Genomic DNA, 16,392 nt, shown 5'->3' with positions numbered 1-16,392 from the left:
AAAACTACACATACTGTATGAAGAACACGCCTTTCACGCAAAAGCATATTTCCCTGGGGGCTAAAATGGCGGAATTTGCCGGATATAATATGCCCATTTCCTATAGCGGCATCAACGACGAACATGCTGCCGTGAGAACCAATGCAGGAGTATTTGACGTAAGCCACATGGGCGAGTTTATTCTGAAAGGCGAGCATGCGCTTGACCTTATTCAACGGGTTACCTCGAACGACGCCTCTAAATTGACTGCCGGCAAAGCCCAGTACAGCTGCCTGCCCAACCTGGAAGGCGGTATTGTTGATGACCTGCTGGTATACTGCATCGAAGAGAACAACGTGTACATGCTGGTAGTAAATGCTTCCAACATCGAAAAAGACTGGAACTGGATCTCGAAGTTCAATACCAACAACGTGGAAATGCACAACATTTCCGACAAAACCTGTCTGCTGGCCATTCAGGGACCCAACGCCACCAAAATGTTGCAACCCCTCACAGATATTGATATTCTTAATTTAAAATACTACACATTCGCCAAGGGCAAATTTGCCGGGGTTGATAATGTGGTGATCAGCGCCACCGGTTATACCGGCGCGGGCGGCATTGAAATATATTTTGAAGATAAAGCCGGCAGCGGCGAAAAAGTTTGGGACGCCATTTTTAAACTGGGTGCTCCCCAGGGTCTGAAACCAATTGGTTTGGGCGCCCGCGATACCCTGCGCCTGGAAATGGGTTTCTGTTTGTACGGAAACGACATTGACGACACTACATCACCCCTGGAAGCCGGTTTGGGCTGGATCACCAAATTCACCAAAGACTTCACCGCCCGTGCGATTTTGGAAAAACAAAAAGCTGCCGGTGTTACGCGTAAACTGGTTGGGTTCGAAATGATTGACAAAGGCATTCCCCGCCACCATTACGACATAAAAGACGCAGCAGGTAATAAAATAGGGTTCGTTACCTCGGGCACACAGGCCCCCAGTTTGCAAAAAGCCATTGGTATGGGCTATGTAAACCTGGAGCATGCCTCACTCGACACGGAGATTTATATCGGCGTGCGCGACAAGCTGTTAAAAGCGAAGGTGGTTAAGTTCCCTTTTATTTAATAAAAGTTCCATGAGTATTGGCCACTACATTCCGTTCAATGGAAGGGCCGTTTCAGGTTCCAGGTTGCAGGATTCAGGGTGTACGAATTTCAGGTTGTTGAAAAAATTTCGGGCTTCCCGAAAATCGGGCCCCTGTAACCTGTAACTTGTAACGTGTAACACTTACTCTGGCGTACTTCTTGCTGCAAAGGGCTACGTTTTCCTAAATTAGCGATCCCTGTATGCCTACAATCCATCTGACCACCTTTATTGCCGCACCTATAGAAAGGGTTTTTGATCTGAGCCGTAGCATTGACCTGCACAAAAAATCTATGACCGATTACCGCGAAGAAGCTGTAGCAGGAACCGTCATGGGATTGATAAACCTGAATGAAACAGTGACCTGGAAAGCCAAACACCTGATGAAAACCCGGGTGTTGCAGATACAGATCACTGCCATGCAAAGACCGCTCTCTTTTACCGACGAAATGAAAAAAGGCGATTTCAAGAGCATGAAACATGAGCACCATTTCAAGGAAATTGAAAACGGTACGCTGATGATCGATGTTTTCAAATTTGAAGCGCCCTATGGTGGACTGGGAAGATTTTTCAGTGGCATTTACCTCTCGGGCTACCTGGAAAAACTGCTTGAACAACGCAACGAACTGATAAAAGAATATGCGGAGAGCAGCAAATGGAAACATGTTCTGGACAAGAAATATCAATAGGCACGATTGTTAATTGTCAATAGCACATTGATTTGCCCATTGCCAATTGAAATAAGTACTTTTGCGATTTATAAGAATTATGTCAAACAACAAACCGACTCTATACACATCTCCGTCTCCTGCGTTACTTGATTTGTACGATATTAATAATACAATTGTTGTGATCATCGATGTGTTTCGCGCCACATCAACCATTGCTACCGCATTGTATAATGGCGCCAAATGCATCATCCCGGTTGACAGTGTAGCCAAGTGCATTGAACTGGGTAAAAAAATTGAAGCCATTACCGCCGGTGAACGCGATGGTAAAATAGCTGAGGGGCTGGAATACGGCAATTCACCCTTTGAATATTCAAAAGAATTTATCAGTGGTAAAACGCTGGTGCTCACTACTACCAATGGCACAAAATTGTTGCATATGGCATTGGAGCGGGGTGCCGGACATATTATAACCGGCTCGTTCCCCAACGTGTCTGCTATTTGCGATTATCTTATTCAGCAAAAACAGCCGGTATTACTGGGTTGCGCAGCCTGGAAGGACCGCGTGAATATGGAAGATATGTTATTTGCCGGGGCGGTGATACACCAGGTGAAAGAACATTTCAATATCAATTGCGACAGTTCCGGAATTGCTGAAACCCTGTACCTCAACGCCAAAAGCGACATGTACGCTTTCATTAAAGACAAACAGGCCACCCACTTTCAACGCCTTACCAATTTTGGGCTGGAAAAAGATATCCGCTATTGCCTTACGCCCGATGTTGCCAATGTATTGCCGTTTTATGAAGATGGTAAACTGGTGGTACACAATGGCCAGTATTAAGCAGACACATTTTAGCTTTCCTTTAATAAACTATATCAGATCCCTTTGCGTTATTTGCAAAGGGATCTTCTTTTCTGCGCTCCTGCATTTTCCTGCCCGGTAAATAGTGCGGTTGTATATACCTGTTGATAGGTAAGGTGTGGGTTAACGTAACCATCATAGTTATTTTTTTAGCATATTATAGCTCGCTTCCGGTAAGGGTTTGGTAAAACAGGTCATTTTTGAATAGGCCTGGGTGCAAATTTGGTGCGGCAGGTACCTGTAACACCTTGCAAGCAAAGCGGCGGCCTGGTTCCAGGTCAATAAGTTATACACATAATGCCTGTTTTAATAAAAAAAAGCATTTAAAAGCACCCGGTGAAGCATTATGTAAGCTATTTTTTATAATATTTGTGCTGCAAATCAAATGGGGGGGTGGAATTGAATTTGCATATTCTTCATTAAGCCTGATTGTAGATCATTTCATTATTAGGTGCCGCAGCGATAGAGAATGTGAAAAATAGCAGAACCCGGAGTCGTCAGAAAGTAGCCCAATTGCCCTGAATGTACGCTATAGGGGTTAAAAAGTGACAGAAAAGCGGGATCGGACCCAAAAATTTTTTACTTTTTGTAAATTTGGCGTATTATTGTGTTTGGAATAGGGCTGATAAGTCATACCCGATACTCACAAAGCTCATCAGTTATTCTCATTCCACGCATATAAAACTCATTTCAATTTTTTTCAACAGAATTTTCAACGAACAAAGTTTGCTCGTCTGATTAGGTGTTAACTCACAAGTTATTTTATGTATGACATTTTGCAATTGAACGACATGCTCGTTCCAGAACTGTTAGATATTGCTGAACAGTTAAAAATACCCAACGCAAAAAAATTAGACAAACAGGAGCTAGTATATAAAATCCTAGATAAGCAGGCTGTGATGGCCAGTGCAGTAAAGAATAATGCAGCCGATGATAAAGGAAAACGTAAAAGAGTAGTAAAGACTACTACTGCAAACGCGACGGAAGAAGCTGATGTAGTTAGTGGTGATGACAAACCAGTGCGTAAGGAATTGAAGAAGGAAGCTCCCAAAAAGAAAGTGATTGAAAAACCAGCTCCGGCGCCGGCTCCGGTGAAAAAGGGTCGCAAGAAACCAGAGCCTGAAGAAGAAGAAGAGGAAGAAGCAACCCCTGTATTACCAGTGATGATGGATGATGATGATGATAATGATCATGATCATGATGATGAAATGCATGATGAAATGCCTTCACACGATGACGAAGATGAAGACGAAGGTGATGAAGAAGAAGGCGGCACCATGATCTCTCACCAGCACCAGCACCACCAGCACCAGCACAACGAACGGATCTCAGAGCAGCAACCTTCGATAGATCAGCAACAAAAATCATATCCCCATCGCCGCGAATCTTCCTTTAACATTGAATTTGACGGCGTTATCATGGCAGAGGGTGTTTTGGAAATGATGCCCGACGGATATGGTTTCTTACGCTCTTCAGATTACAACTACCTTTCTTCTCCCGACGATATCTATGTTTCTCCCTCTCAGATAAAATTATTCGGCTTAAAAACAGGTGACACCATTTTCGGTGCTGTTCGTCCGCCCAAAGAAGGAGAAAAATATTTTGCGTTATTGAAAGTGGAAACTATCAATGGTAAACAACCGGAAGATGTACGTGACCGCGTACCTTTCGATTACCTGACACCACTGTTCCCATTCGAAAAGTTGAACCTGTTCACGGTTCCCAATCAATACAGCACCCGTATCATGGACCTGTTTACGCCCATTGGTAAGGGACAACGCGGATTGATCGTGGCGCAGCCAAAAACCGGTAAAACCGTATTGCTGAAAGAAGTGGCTAACTCCATTGCAGCCAATCACCCCGAATGTTATTTGATGGTGGTACTGGTTGATGAGCGTCCTGAGGAGGTTACCGATATGGAGCGCAGCGTACGTGCCGAAGTAATAGCTTCTACTTTTGATGAACCAGCTGAAAAGCATGTGAAAGTATCTACCATCGCCCTGCAGAAAGCAAAACGCCTGGTAGAGTGCGGTCATGATGTAGTTATTCTGTTAGACTCTATTACCCGTTTGGCCCGCGCCCATAACACCGTAGCGCCTGCATCAGGTAAAGTATTATCTGGTGGTGTGGAAGCGAACGCCATGCAAAAACCCAAACAATTCTTTGGCGCCGCCCGTAAAATCGAGAACGGCGGTTCATTAACCATACTGGCTACTGCATTGATCGATACCGGTTCTAAAATGGATGAAGTGATCTTTGAAGAGTTCAAAGGTACCGGTAACATGGAATTACAGCTCGATCGCCGCCTGGCCAACAGACGCGTGTTCCCGGCCATTGACCTGGTAGCATCTTCTACCCGTCGCGATGACCTTTTGCTGGAACGCGATGTGCTGCAACGCATGAACCTGTTACGTGTATATCTTACAGATATGAATACGGAAGAAGCAATGAGCGAATTGCTGAAACGTATGCGTGGTACAAAAGACAACACGGAGTTCTTAGCAAGCATGAACGGCTGAAGTCCATCGGCCACCCATCATACTAAAAAGCCACACCGGTAATACCGGGTGGCTTTTTTATATAGTGCCTTTAACCTTGCATCTTTGGCCTCCCCCAGTCCTCCCGACAATCGGGACAGGCTCTCCAACAGAGAGGGAGGTTGACTTTTTTATTTCATGATAGCATCAATCTTTTTCGCCAGTTGACGGTCTTTATCGGTAACCACATCACCGGCATCGTGGGTGCTTAACCATACTTCTACCGTGTTCCAAACATTGGTCCACATAGGGTGATGGTCCATCTTTTCAGCCTCCAGCGCCACACGCGTCATAAAAGCAAATGCTTCGGAGAAGTTTTTAAATTCAAACTTCTGATATAGCTTGTTGTTTTGCTCTTGCCACATATAATTAGTTTTAGTTGTGAAAGGTCGGTTTTGAAAGGCAATAGGCAGTGGTGAAAAGGCAATCGGCAATCGGCAATCGGCAATCGGCAATCGGCAATCGGCAATCGGCAATCGGCAGTGAATTTCAGATGGCGCAAGGTCGGATCAATATTTAAAGAATCGCCAGCCTTCGCTCATTCTACGCTCACAATTCACTACTTACTACCAAACTCCCTTTATCAACTCTATCAACCTATCCTTTTAACGAAAAAGCCTTACTTCAAACTCTGGTCAACTTGTTAACTCGTCAACTGGTCAACTAAAAAATCAGGTGCCCCTTATTCTTAATCTTCTCATTCGTTAACTCCATCACCAACTGCACGCCATTGATACTTTTAACAGAACCAATGATCTGCTGAAAGAACGCATCCGGCACGGTATCACCTTTCATCAGCCACAAAAAATCGAGATGTCTGAATTCGGGCAACAGGTACTCCCCATCATACTGATTGTTATATAAATAGTGTACCAGGCTGCCTGTGGGTTCACGGTATTCAAAAACGGAGAAATAATAGTTGCGGTTTTTTTTCGCCAGTTGGATCTCTATATCGTTGTTTATGCGAAAATCAAAATGTAATAAATGATTCAGATGCCAGCAGAACTGGTAACTTTTCAGGGGTGCTACAATACCGGCCAGTCGGGTATCCTCAAAAAAATCATTGGCCAAATCATCCAGGTCGAGCTTAAGTTTCATGCCATAATATTGGCATAAAGGTATAAAACTTAGAATTCAACAGGGCCTTCTTTCATTTCCTGTCCTCTTTTATACTTCACCGTGGTTTTATCGCCTTTATTGAACTGTGATAACGCCTGCATATAGGTTTCGAGCGAACTGGTGTTAAAGCTGCCTAACTGTATAATAATATCCCCGGTTTGAATACCTGCTTTTTGAGCGGGCCGACCATCGGTAACGCCATCAACCCGCACGCCGCCGCCCGAAAAAGTATAATCGGGCATAATGCCCAGCGTAACATTAAACCGGGCGGTGGTTGACATAGCAGGCTCGCGTGTTTTTTGAAAAGCCAGCTTTCCTTTGGTATTGGTGACGTCAACCAGGCTTTCAATATATTTTACAACAAACACCTCACCCGGGTAATTGAGCTTGTTGTAATCATCGGTAGGCTTGTGGTAATCGCTGTGTAAACCGGTAAAAAAGAACAGCACGGGGATGTTCTTTAAATAAAAGGATGTATGATCGCTGGGCCCAATGCCGCTGGAGTCGTATTTGACTGTAAAATACTTTTGTTTGCTTAAAGAAGTAAATACAGGGCCCCAGGCAGGGGAGGTGCCGTAACCGCCAATAGTAATGGATCTGGTGCTGTCGTTTAACCGGCCCACCATATCCATATTCACCATAAAGTTCACGGATTGCAGGTCGATGGTAGGGTGTTTGGTAAAGTATTTTGAACCGAACAGCCCCAGCTCTTCACCCGAAAAAGCAATGAACACATAATTGTTGTTCTTGTCTTTCGACAATTTCAGCAGGCGGGCCAGTTCAATAAGCGCAGCTGTACCGCTGGCATTATCATCGGCGCCATTGTGGATCTGTTTTTCACCCGTGCGCATCAATGAGTTGCCATCTTCGCCATAACCCAGGTGATCGTAGTGCGCGCCAAAGACAATCGTATTGGGAGCGCCGTTATTAATGATGCCGATCACATTGTGACCGGTTCTTTTTTTATCGCTGATCACTGTTTTCAGGCGAATGTCCAACGTAGCAGATTCATCAGCCAGGTATTGCTTGCATGCTTTTGCGGTTAAATACACAACCGGAATAACAGCCGGACTGCTATTGTCTTTACCATCGAATTTGAGGTCGTCGGCTATATGTGATGTGTTATATACGAATAGCGCTGTAGCGCCTTTTTCGGCAGCTTTACCGGCAATGGTCTTAATAGCGCTGGTCAAATCGAAGTGCGGGTTCTCCTTATTGTCTTCAATAATGTCTTTCAGGTCATCGAACCAGGGAACGCCTTTTTCCTTTACCGCAGGCGATACAGCGGCTTCAAGGCTCGAGGTGGGACAAAATACAAACGGGAAGTATTCATCATTTAATTTCAGCTCATGGTCATTTACAATCAATAATGTAGATCCATTGATCTGTTTGCCATCATAAATTTCAAATGGTTGTAACCAGCCCTGTTCCCCTTTAGGTTCAAGACCGGCTTTTTGAAATTGATCGCTTATATATTCATACGCCAGTTTTTCTCCGTTAGTACCGGCCCTTCTTCCTTCCAGCTTGTCATCTGCCAGGTACATAACATGTGCCTGCAGGTTGGTAATCATAACTTTATCGGCTTTTTTCAACTTCTGGCCAACTGAAGAAAAGGAGGCGAGCAATAAAATGGTCAATAAACGCATGTACAGGTTCATTGTACTTATTTTTCAGGCTTGGGTGCAAACAAAGATATCATTAGACAAAGCCTGTACCAATAATTGTTTATCATAAGATCCTCAATTTATAAAACGTCCTGGCAAAGAAAAACCTCAAGCCGCGTGATGGAAATAATACTATTTTAACAGATTTCGAGGGATAGGATCAACCGGCTGCAGAATAATATCCGAACAAATTACTTTATTATCTGTTTATAAATGACTGTTAACCGGATGTTTCGGAAACAAGCGACTTCCAAACGGCTATATTAATTTTGTTTAACATCGTTTTTTTCTTTATAACCTCACCTTTTTTCCTTTACTTTTGCAGATTGCCCTTTTGTGAGTTCACCCCCGACCGGGGGAAATTGATTTGTACAGCGGCAACGGAAATTTAAAATTTAGCATGGCACTACCTCATCTTATTAAGTATGTGTATACCAATGGAACTGACGAAGTGATCCGGAGGGGAAAGAAGATACACGCTATTGGATATGTTGAACTGGTGGACTATGATGAACTACTTGATTCTGTAACCTTCAGGGTGAAAGATGACAGTTACACCACCTACTATAAAGTAAACATACAGAAGTTTAAGGATGCGCGTACCCTTTCGGTACGTTGTGCATGTCCCTATAATTTAGGCGATATCTGCCGGCACGAAGCTGCAGCGCTTATTCAGCTTCAGGAGATGCTGGATAAAAATATGCTGAAGACGGAAAAAGTTGATTACGATCAAAAGCATACCGTTTTGAAGATGAAATTCATCGATCTCAAAACATTACGGTTGCTTTGTTCGCCTGAAGCATATATCGAAGCAGAAAAGTATTTACGCACCCAACGTGTAGATATAGAATATGCGCAGGACGAAGTGGTGAAAGCCACCGTAACTATCGAAGGCACGCCCTGGAAAGTGGTGATACGCAAGAACGAAGAAAGAAACTTTGATACCAGTTGCACTTATGAAGATCGCCTGCATCCGCTTTGTTTGCCCAAGGTGATCGTTTTTCTGCAATTGCTGAATGCATACGGCCCTTATTATTTCGACTCCATTCGTAACTGGGATAAAGAAAAAAATAAATTGCTGGAGGCCTATGGTTATCAGCTAAGCGATAACCTCGAGGGCAAGTTTGAATTCACCTATAAAGATGGCAAACCATTTTTACGGGTGCTGGATTCCTCCATTAAACGTATTTCACCGGATGCAGCACGCTCCAAACCAAAGCCGGTAGAAGTAGTAACGCCTGTTGATGATGACACAGAGGCCGTGGATGTACCAGATAACACACCCAAATACACCCAACGTATAGGCGTGGTGTTTAATTTCAACCACGATAGCTATCCCGGCTTTGCCGTTGACGCCATTAGTGGCGAAATGAATGAAGAAGCTACGCAGTTTACCGGCAAAATTGAGAAGCTGGACCTTACCAAGTTTGTAAACCTGGAGGTGTACAGCGAAAGCGACCGGCAAATGATGCCCCAGCTGCGCAAAATGCAGGAGGCAGAGGTAACCAAATACCTTAACCGAAATTCGCCTTTCAGCGGCATTTGGGAAAACATCGTTCACAACGAAGAAGATGATTTGCCGGAAGAAACCAAGGCCCTGATGGTGGAATACCTGCATCCCAAACTGAAAAAACTGATTGCAGAAGTAGCGGCCAACCCGTTTGTATTTTACCTGAATGGCAAAAAGCCTTTCAAGACTGAGAACCTGCATACCGCCGGTATTGTAACTGATTATATTACCCCGTACTTTAAAGTAATTGCCGGCAAAAACAATTATGAAATTGAATGCTGGGTAAAACTGAACGGGCAACAGGTGAACATCAGCGAGAATGGCATCGACAGCAGTTTACTTTTCTTCTATAATGATAATTTGTTTTTATGGGATAAACCGGAAGACGTAAGCCTGGTGACCCAGTTTCATGGAAAAGGAAAACTGGTGTACTCAAAAGCCGACTGGCCCGAGCAATTGCGTAAGATGGTACTGCCGCTTACTAAAGAGTATCATGTTGAATTTGATAGCAGCCTGGTAAGTGAAGTAAAAGACGGCGATCCTGAAAAAAGAGTGGTGTTGCAGGAAAAAGGCGATTACCTCGTATTTCAACCATTGTTCTCTTACAAAGGGTTCGAAACAAAACCCGGTGGTAAAGATGAACTGGTAATACCTGATACGGAAAAAGTGGTGATCGTTCACCGGAACAGAGAAAAAGAAATACAGTTTATAAAAAAGCTGGAAGCGCTGCACTCAGGGTTCATCCGTCCTGAAGGTGGCCAGCAGCTGGCGTTGAAAGGCAGTGATGTGTTGAAGAACAACTGGTTCTTCCTGTTTGTAGACGCCATGAAGGAATTGAAGATCCCGGTATTTGGATTTGATGCGTTGAAGAACTTCCGTTTCAATACCGCGCGCCCGCAAACGAAGATCCATATCAGCAGCAATACCGATTGGTTCGATGCGCGGGTTGACATTGTGTTCGGCGATCAAAAAGTAACCATTGCCGATGTAAAGAAGGCGCTGGCCAACCGTCAACAGTTTGTACAACTGAACGACGGCACTTTAGGTATTTTACCAGAGGAGTGGATCAAAAAATACTCGCTCCTGTTCCGCGTGGGTGAAGGCAAACAAAACCAGTTGCGCCTGTCGAAATACCACATGAGCGTGATTGATGAACTGTACGACAATCGCAGCGAGGAAGAACTGGTTTTAAAACTGGAAGAGAAATACGAACAACTAAAGAGTTTCAACAAAATAAAAGAGATCCCGCTTCCTGAACATTTGAAGAGCATCCTGCGTCCTTACCAGGAGCACGGGTATCACTGGTTGCATTATCTCAGTGAGATAGGCTGGGGTGGTATTCTGGCCGATGACATGGGTTTGGGTAAAACCGTACAGGCATTATCGTACCTGAACTATTACCGCACCAGCCAGGGCAAATTACGAGCCCTGGTGGTTTGTCCTACCACGCTGATGTTTAACTGGGAGAATGAGATCAAGAAATTTACGCCTTCTCTTACTTACTATATCCACCATGGTGGTGAAAGAACAAGAGGGAAGGAACAGTTCATGAGTGCAGAGATCATCATCACCACGTATGGTACTTTGCGCAGCGATATAAAACTGTTGGTTGAAGTACCATTCGATTATGTGGTGCTCGATGAATCGCAGGCTATCAAGAACCCTACCAGTAAGGTTACCAAAGCCGCCTGTTTACTGCAATCGAAAAACAGGCTCTGTTTAAGTGGTACGCCTTTGCAGAATAATACGTTCGACATTTTTGCCCAGATGAACTTCCTGAACCCGGGCATGCTCGGCAGCGTAGAATTCTTCAGGCAGGAGTTTGCTATACCTATTGACAAATTCGGCGAGGCTGATCGCAAAGATCACCTGCGCAAATTGTTATATCCATTTATTTTGCGCCGTACCAAAGAGCAGGTGGCTAAAGACCTGCCCGATAAAATTGAGACCATCCTGTTCTGTGAAATGGAAAGCGAACAAATGGCTATTTATGATGCTTACCGCAACGACTTCCGAGATAAGATCATGGGTACCATTGAACAGAACGGTATACAACGGTCACAATTGACCATTCTGCAGGGCCTGATGAAACTGCGTCAGATCTGTGACTCACCAGCCATCCTGAACGAGGCGGAGAAATTCCCCAATCATTCAATAAAACTCGAAGAGTTAGGCCGTGAGATCACGGAAGGTGTCAGCAACCACAAAGCACTGGTGTTCTCCCAGTTCCTGGGTATGCTGGCGTTGATTAAAGAAAAGCTGAAAGAGCTGGAAGTTGATTTCGAATACTTCGATGGCAGCACCTCGGCTATTGACCGGGAAAAGGCCATTCAGCGTTTCCAGAACGATGAAAATTGCCGCGTATTCCTGATCTCGCTGAAGGCGGGTGGTGTGGGTTTGAACCTTACTGCCGCCGACTATGTGTACATTGTTGACCCCTGGTGGAACCCGGCGGTTGAACAACAGGCCATTGACCGTACGCATCGTATTGGTCAAACGAAAAACATTTTCGCCTACCGCATGATCTGTAAGGACACCATTGAGGATAAGATCCTGCAACTACAGGATAAAAAACGCATGTTAGCCAAAGACCTTATCACCGATGATGAAGGGTTTGTTAAATCGCTTACCCGCGAAGATGTGGAATACCTGTTCAGCTAGTAAAGAACTGGTTTTCACTGTATAACTTAAACGATTTCCTTAGGGATCCTATATAATGCCACGATAAGCACTTAAGTGTATATCGTGGCATCGTTTTTAACGATTATGCGCCGGTAACTTATCCAGTCACCTGAAACTTTTTGCCACCATCTTTGTTCACACAAGTTTGCCGGTAAACTGACGTCAAAACCTTTATCTGTAAGTAATAGTAAACCCATACATGAAAAAGCTTTTTACTCTGTTCCTATTGGTTATCGGATTTGCAATGGCTGGTAATGCCCAAACAGGAACCATTCAGGGTAAGTTATACGATAGCGCGTTCGTTGACAACCTGGTAGATGCTACTGTAACCGTACTTCATGCAACCGATACCTCGGTTATATCCTATACCCTGGCCGATGCAAAGGGAGAATTCAAACTCAAAAACATCCCAGTTGGCAATTATCGTTTAATGATCAGCTATCAGGGTTATGCCACTAAGTATATTAAATTCAACATTAAGGCCGATTCTGCGAATGTTCAGCTTGGTACTGTTTACATGGCCAGGAAGGATAACATGCTGCAGGAAGTGATTGTGGAAGCGCCTCCCATTGTTGTAAAAAAAGATACCGTTGAATTCAGGGCTGATGCTTTTAAAACAAAACCCAACTCTACAGCCGAAGACCTGTTGAAGAAATTACCAGGGGTGCAGGTAGATAAAGACGGGAATGTAAAAGCACAGGGGGAGGATATTCAAAAGGTATACGTTGATGGCAAGGAGTTTTTTGGTACCGATCCAAAAATGGCTACCAAGAACATTACTGCCGATATGATAGAATCGGTACAGGTGTATGATGATATGAGCGATCAGGCCAAGTTCACCCGTATCGATGACGGGAGCCGATCAAAAACAATCAACATTAAACTGAAGAAAGATAAACGCAAAGGCTATTTTGGCCGCTTTTCGGCAGGTATTGGCGATAATGACCGGTACACCGTAAGTGGCATGTTCAATCGTTTTGATAACGACCGTCGCATCTCCATCCTGGGTGGGTCAAACAACCTGAACAAATCGAGTTTTTCCTTTAATGATATCGTTAGCACCATGGGTGGCTTTGGTTCATCACGCGGTGGCGGAGGTGGAGGCGGCGGTGGTTTTGGCGGCGGTGGTGGCGGTCGCGGCAATAACGGTGGAAGCGGTGGTGGTGGCCGTGGCGGCGGTGGTAATGTTGGCTTTAGCAATTTTGGAAGCAGCAATACCGGTATTACAAAAGCAACCAACGTAGGTATTAACTATACCGATAAATGGGGCAGCAAGGTTGATGTGACAGGCAGCTATTTCTTTTCAAACAGCAATAACCTCAAGGAACAGGAAAGTCTTACCCAGCGCACTGTTGGCGACTCTATTTCGTTGCAGACTGAGAACATGAATTCAAACAACAAGAACCAGAACCACCGGTTCAACCTGCGGTTTGAATATTATATCGACTCCATGAACTCTCTGTTGTATACTCCCAGCCTGGTAGTACAACATTCTGAAACCTATTCGTACGATACCTTGTTTACCCGGGCCTTTTCTGCTAAAACGCCGGAGTTTTTAGCCAATGAAGGCAAAAATGTAAACAGCAACACCCGCAACGGGATAAACCTGAACAATAACTTATTGTATCGCCGCAAGTTTCATAAGCTGGGCCGTACCTTAACTGTTGGGTTGAACAACAGCATCAACAATAGTAATGGAAATGGCACCACCTTCTCCCCATTACGTACGTATAATACTTTGGAAGATCTGACTGGGGTAATTAACCAGGATTTCAGATCGACACAAAAAACAAAATCGATGAACAATGTGCTCAGTGCTTCGTATACTGAACCCATTGGCGCCAACAAGATCCTGGAGTTTAACTATGCATATACCAACCGGCATTCAACCAGCGACCGGGATGCCTTTATCTATGATCCTGTTTCATTAAAATACGACTCGGTATACAAGAGCCAGACCAACTACCTGGAAAATGATTTCATTGCTCACCGGGCCGGGGCTAACTTCCGCGTGCAAAACAAAATGTACAGCTGGCAAATTGGCGCAGCCGTTGAACACTCGGAACTGAATAATTTCAACTCCCGCGCATTGTATGGCGATACCACAATAAAACAATCGTATACCAACCTGTTCCCCACGGCGAACTTTACTTACCAGTTCAGCCGCTCAAAAACCCTGCGGTTCTTTTACCGGGGAAGAACCAACCAGCCATCGGTTAGCCAGTTACAGGAGGTGCCCGATGCATCGAATGTATTATCGGTGTCAAACGGTAACCCTTCTTTGCGGCAGGAGTTTGCCCACAGCGTGAATATCAATTATAATACGTTCAATGCGCAGACCTTTAAGTTCCTGTCGGTTAACATTAACCTGAGCAATACCCATAACAAGATCGTGAACAGCATAGATACATTGCAGACCGACATCAGACACAAATACAACCTGGATACATTACCACATGGGGCTACCTACACCATTCCGGTTAACCTGAATGGATCGTACAGTGCTTCTTCGTTTATAACATATGGAGTGCCTTTGCGGGGAAAGATGAAAGGAAGCAGTCTGAATTTCAATAACTCTGTCACGTATAACCGGGATCTTAACATCCTGTATCAAAAGACCAACGTTACCAACACGTTTATTGTTACGCAAACAGCAGGTATCAACCTGAATCTTAAAGACGCGTTTATTATTGGGTTGAATGCCAGCCTGGCGTATAACAAGGCCTCATATTCACAGCAAAAGATCCTGAACAACGAATACTATACACAAACCTATTCAGCAGATGTGAGTTATCAGTTCCTGAAAAGCTTTGTACTTGCCACTGACTTTGATTACTATGTAAACACCGGCCGCGCCAGTGGTTTTAACCAGGCAATTCCATTGTGGAATGGCAGCCTGGCTTATGAGCTATTCAAAAAGAAAAATGGCGAGCTGAAGTTTTCGGTGAACGACATCATGAACCAGAACCAAAGCATTTCCCGTACAGTGAGCGATGGTACCATTACCGATACCCGCGCAAACGTGTTGCGTCGTTACTTTATGCTCACCTTTACCTATAATCTGAACAGGGCAGGTGGTCCGCAACAACGGCGTGGTGCACCGGGTATGCCCCGCGGCATGGAACGCCAAATGGAGCGCCAGATGAATGGCGGTGGCGGAAGTGGCGGAAATAAAAATCCCCTCCCGAATTAACGGGAAGGGGTAGCACATACTAATGTGGTTTCAGAGGTAAGTGCTATTCGTTATAATTAATCAGTTTTTATTAGAATTTTCTTCTTGCAACAGAAGGCGTGCTGATAGGGGAGTCGCCTAACATAACTACTGCTAACAGGACTTTAACAAATTGAACGATGTTTGAAGATGGGCGGTAGATGGTTTTATGAATTTTCGCCCGGTTTACATCATAATACATTGGATTCTTTTTCATTGGTATTGAATTGAGTATAAATAAACAAAATAAGCCGTTTAAAGTAACGAACAAAGCAACTTTTTTATTGCGTTTACATGAATTTTGTATAATCCTGCAAAAAAGCAAATTGGTTTTCAGTATTTTTCCGTTCCAAACCCTATAAACATGTGCAAAGTAACATCCATGCTACTGGCTTTATTATTAAGCCTTAGCGCTGGCGCACAAGGCGTTTTTGTTAACCAGACAAACACCGCCCTGAAAATGGTGATCGAAGACTATCCCAATCACTTCAGCAATATAAAAGGTGAAACCATCGGCACCCCAGAACCTGCTGTAAACTATAAATCAAAAGTCATCATCCCGGGATCAGTAAACTGTATGTTGACTGAATCAAAAACAACCGCGGCTTACAGCTGGAAGTGTGAGTTGTTCTCCTCTACTGACTTTCAAAACGCAAAAGACAGATTTAATAGTCTGTATAAAGAAATACATAACACTATCATAAAACTGGCCGGTGAAAAGCCATCCATTCTCAATGGCCAGTATGAAGAGCCGGATAAGAATAGAAGGCAAAATATTATTCATTTTCACTTTCTGCCCAATACCGGTATTATTCAAAAACTGCATGTAGAACTGCAATTGCAATCAGAAGGCGGCGAATGGAAAATTATGCTACAGGTATATGAAGCGGCAGAACCCGGCAATATGCAAACGATGGCCTAAACATTAACCTTCATTAACATTAAACCAACCCTGCTTAACCTTCATTACCGGTGTGTAAGAATATTTTCGTAATCGCTTTACAAACACGAAAAT

The 16,392-nt window shown here is 44.1% G+C and carries 11 protein-coding genes; 7 read left to right on the top strand and 4 right to left on the bottom strand.

Going from position 1 to position 16,392, the window contains the following annotated elements:
- Positions 1 to 17 precede the first annotated feature (17 nt).
- The 4 genes from gcvT to rho all read left to right on the top strand — a co-directional run bounded on the left by gcvT (position 18) and on the right by rho (position 5,173).
- Positions 18 to 1,103, top strand: coding sequence for a glycine cleavage system aminomethyltransferase GcvT (gcvT, locus tag ACJ751_RS28100; protein ID WP_407748863.1), 1,086 nt, complete (start codon positions 18 to 20; stop codon positions 1,101 to 1,103).
- 221 nt (positions 1,104 to 1,324) lie between these two features.
- Entirely contained in the window at positions 1,325 to 1,810 is a 486-nt protein-coding gene (locus tag ACJ751_RS28095) for an SRPBCC family protein (RefSeq protein WP_407748862.1), read from the top strand.
- A gap of 79 nt (positions 1,811 to 1,889) precedes the next feature.
- Positions 1,890 to 2,633 carry a 2-phosphosulfolactate phosphatase gene (locus ACJ751_RS28090; protein WP_407748861.1) on the top strand — a complete coding sequence of 248 codons (744 nt, stop codon included), beginning with the start codon at positions 1,890 to 1,892 and terminating at the stop codon, positions 2,631 to 2,633.
- 785 nt (positions 2,634 to 3,418) lie between these two features.
- Positions 3,419 to 5,173, top strand: coding sequence for a transcription termination factor Rho (gene rho, locus ACJ751_RS28085; protein WP_407748860.1), 1,755 nt, complete (start codon positions 3,419 to 3,421; stop codon positions 5,171 to 5,173).
- 149 nt (positions 5,174 to 5,322) lie between these two features.
- On the opposite strand, the gene ACJ751_RS28080 is transcribed toward rho, so the two are convergent.
- The 3 genes from ACJ751_RS28080 to ACJ751_RS28070 form a co-directional block, all read right to left on the bottom strand.
- Positions 5,323 to 5,556 carry a 4a-hydroxytetrahydrobiopterin dehydratase gene (locus ACJ751_RS28080; RefSeq protein WP_407748859.1) on the bottom strand — a complete coding sequence of 78 codons (234 nt, stop codon included), beginning with the start codon at positions 5,554 to 5,556 and terminating at the stop codon, positions 5,323 to 5,325.
- A 298-nt stretch (positions 5,557 to 5,854) separates the two neighbouring features.
- Positions 5,855 to 6,289: an IPExxxVDY family protein gene (locus ACJ751_RS28075; RefSeq protein WP_407748858.1), complete on the bottom strand. Its 435-nt coding sequence runs from the start codon at positions 6,287 to 6,289 to the stop codon at positions 5,855 to 5,857.
- Between the two features lie 29 nt (positions 6,290 to 6,318).
- On the bottom strand, positions 6,319 to 7,968 hold the full coding sequence (locus tag ACJ751_RS28070; protein ID WP_407748857.1) for a M28 family peptidase: 1,650 nt from the start codon (positions 7,966 to 7,968) through the stop codon (positions 6,319 to 6,321).
- Between the two features lie 406 nt (positions 7,969 to 8,374).
- On the opposite strand from ACJ751_RS28070, the gene ACJ751_RS28065 reads away from it, so the two are divergent.
- Together ACJ751_RS28065 and ACJ751_RS28060 are read left to right on the top strand one after the other, a co-directional pair.
- A complete protein-coding gene (locus tag ACJ751_RS28065) occupies positions 8,375 to 12,145 on the top strand; it encodes an SNF2-related protein (protein ID WP_407748856.1) in 3,771 nt (1,256 codons plus the stop codon).
- Between the two features lie 220 nt (positions 12,146 to 12,365).
- On the top strand, positions 12,366 to 15,359 hold the full coding sequence (locus tag ACJ751_RS28060) for an outer membrane beta-barrel protein (RefSeq protein WP_407748855.1): 2,994 nt from the start codon (positions 12,366 to 12,368) through the stop codon (positions 15,357 to 15,359).
- A 70-nt stretch (positions 15,360 to 15,429) separates the two neighbouring features.
- On the opposite strand, the gene ACJ751_RS28055 is transcribed toward ACJ751_RS28060, so the two are convergent.
- The gene (locus tag ACJ751_RS28055) at positions 15,430 to 15,594 is read right to left on the bottom strand and encodes a hypothetical protein (protein ID WP_407748854.1); all 165 of its coding nucleotides are present in this window, start codon (positions 15,592 to 15,594) and stop codon (positions 15,430 to 15,432) included.
- 147 nt (positions 15,595 to 15,741) lie between these two features.
- On the opposite strand from ACJ751_RS28055, the gene ACJ751_RS28050 reads away from it, so the two are divergent.
- The gene (locus ACJ751_RS28050; protein ID WP_407748853.1) at positions 15,742 to 16,299 is read left to right on the top strand and encodes a hypothetical protein; all 558 of its coding nucleotides are present in this window, start codon (positions 15,742 to 15,744) and stop codon (positions 16,297 to 16,299) included.
- Positions 16,300 to 16,392 lie beyond the last annotated feature (93 nt).

Source organism: Niastella sp. (assembly GCF_045805085.1).
Classification (GTDB): Bacteria; Bacteroidota; Bacteroidia; order Chitinophagales; family Chitinophagaceae; genus Niastella.
This window is presented reverse-complemented; position numbering and strand designations above follow the sequence as displayed.

What these genes read in the sequence shown, in the direction of transcription:
- ACJ751_RS28060 (WP_407748855.1), top strand. Translation starts at nt 12,366, where the DNA reads ATGAAAAAGCTTTTTACTCTGTTCCTATTGGTTATCGGATTTGCAATG.
- ACJ751_RS28090 (WP_407748861.1), top strand. Translation starts at nt 1,890, where the DNA reads ATGTCAAACAACAAACCGACTCTATACACATCTCCGTCTCCTGCGTTA.
- ACJ751_RS28050 (WP_407748853.1), top strand. Translation starts at nt 15,742, where the DNA reads ATGTGCAAAGTAACATCCATGCTACTGGCTTTATTATTAAGCCTTAGC.
- ACJ751_RS28070 (WP_407748857.1), bottom strand. Translation starts at nt 7,968, where the DNA reads ATGAACCTGTACATGCGTTTATTGACCATTTTATTGCTCGCCTCCTTT.
- ACJ751_RS28080 (WP_407748859.1), bottom strand. Translation starts at nt 5,556, where the DNA reads ATGTGGCAAGAGCAAAACAACAAGCTATATCAGAAGTTTGAATTTAAA.
- ACJ751_RS28075 (WP_407748858.1), bottom strand. Translation starts at nt 6,289, where the DNA reads ATGAAACTTAAGCTCGACCTGGATGATTTGGCCAATGATTTTTTTGAG.
- rho (WP_407748860.1), top strand. Translation starts at nt 3,419, where the DNA reads ATGTATGACATTTTGCAATTGAACGACATGCTCGTTCCAGAACTGTTA.
- ACJ751_RS28065 (WP_407748856.1), top strand. Translation starts at nt 8,375, where the DNA reads ATGGCACTACCTCATCTTATTAAGTATGTGTATACCAATGGAACTGAC.
- ACJ751_RS28055 (WP_407748854.1), bottom strand. Translation starts at nt 15,594, where the DNA reads ATGAAAAAGAATCCAATGTATTATGATGTAAACCGGGCGAAAATTCAT.
- gcvT (WP_407748863.1), top strand. Translation starts at nt 18, where the DNA reads ATGAAGAACACGCCTTTCACGCAAAAGCATATTTCCCTGGGGGCTAAA.
- ACJ751_RS28095 (WP_407748862.1), top strand. Translation starts at nt 1,325, where the DNA reads ATGCCTACAATCCATCTGACCACCTTTATTGCCGCACCTATAGAAAGG.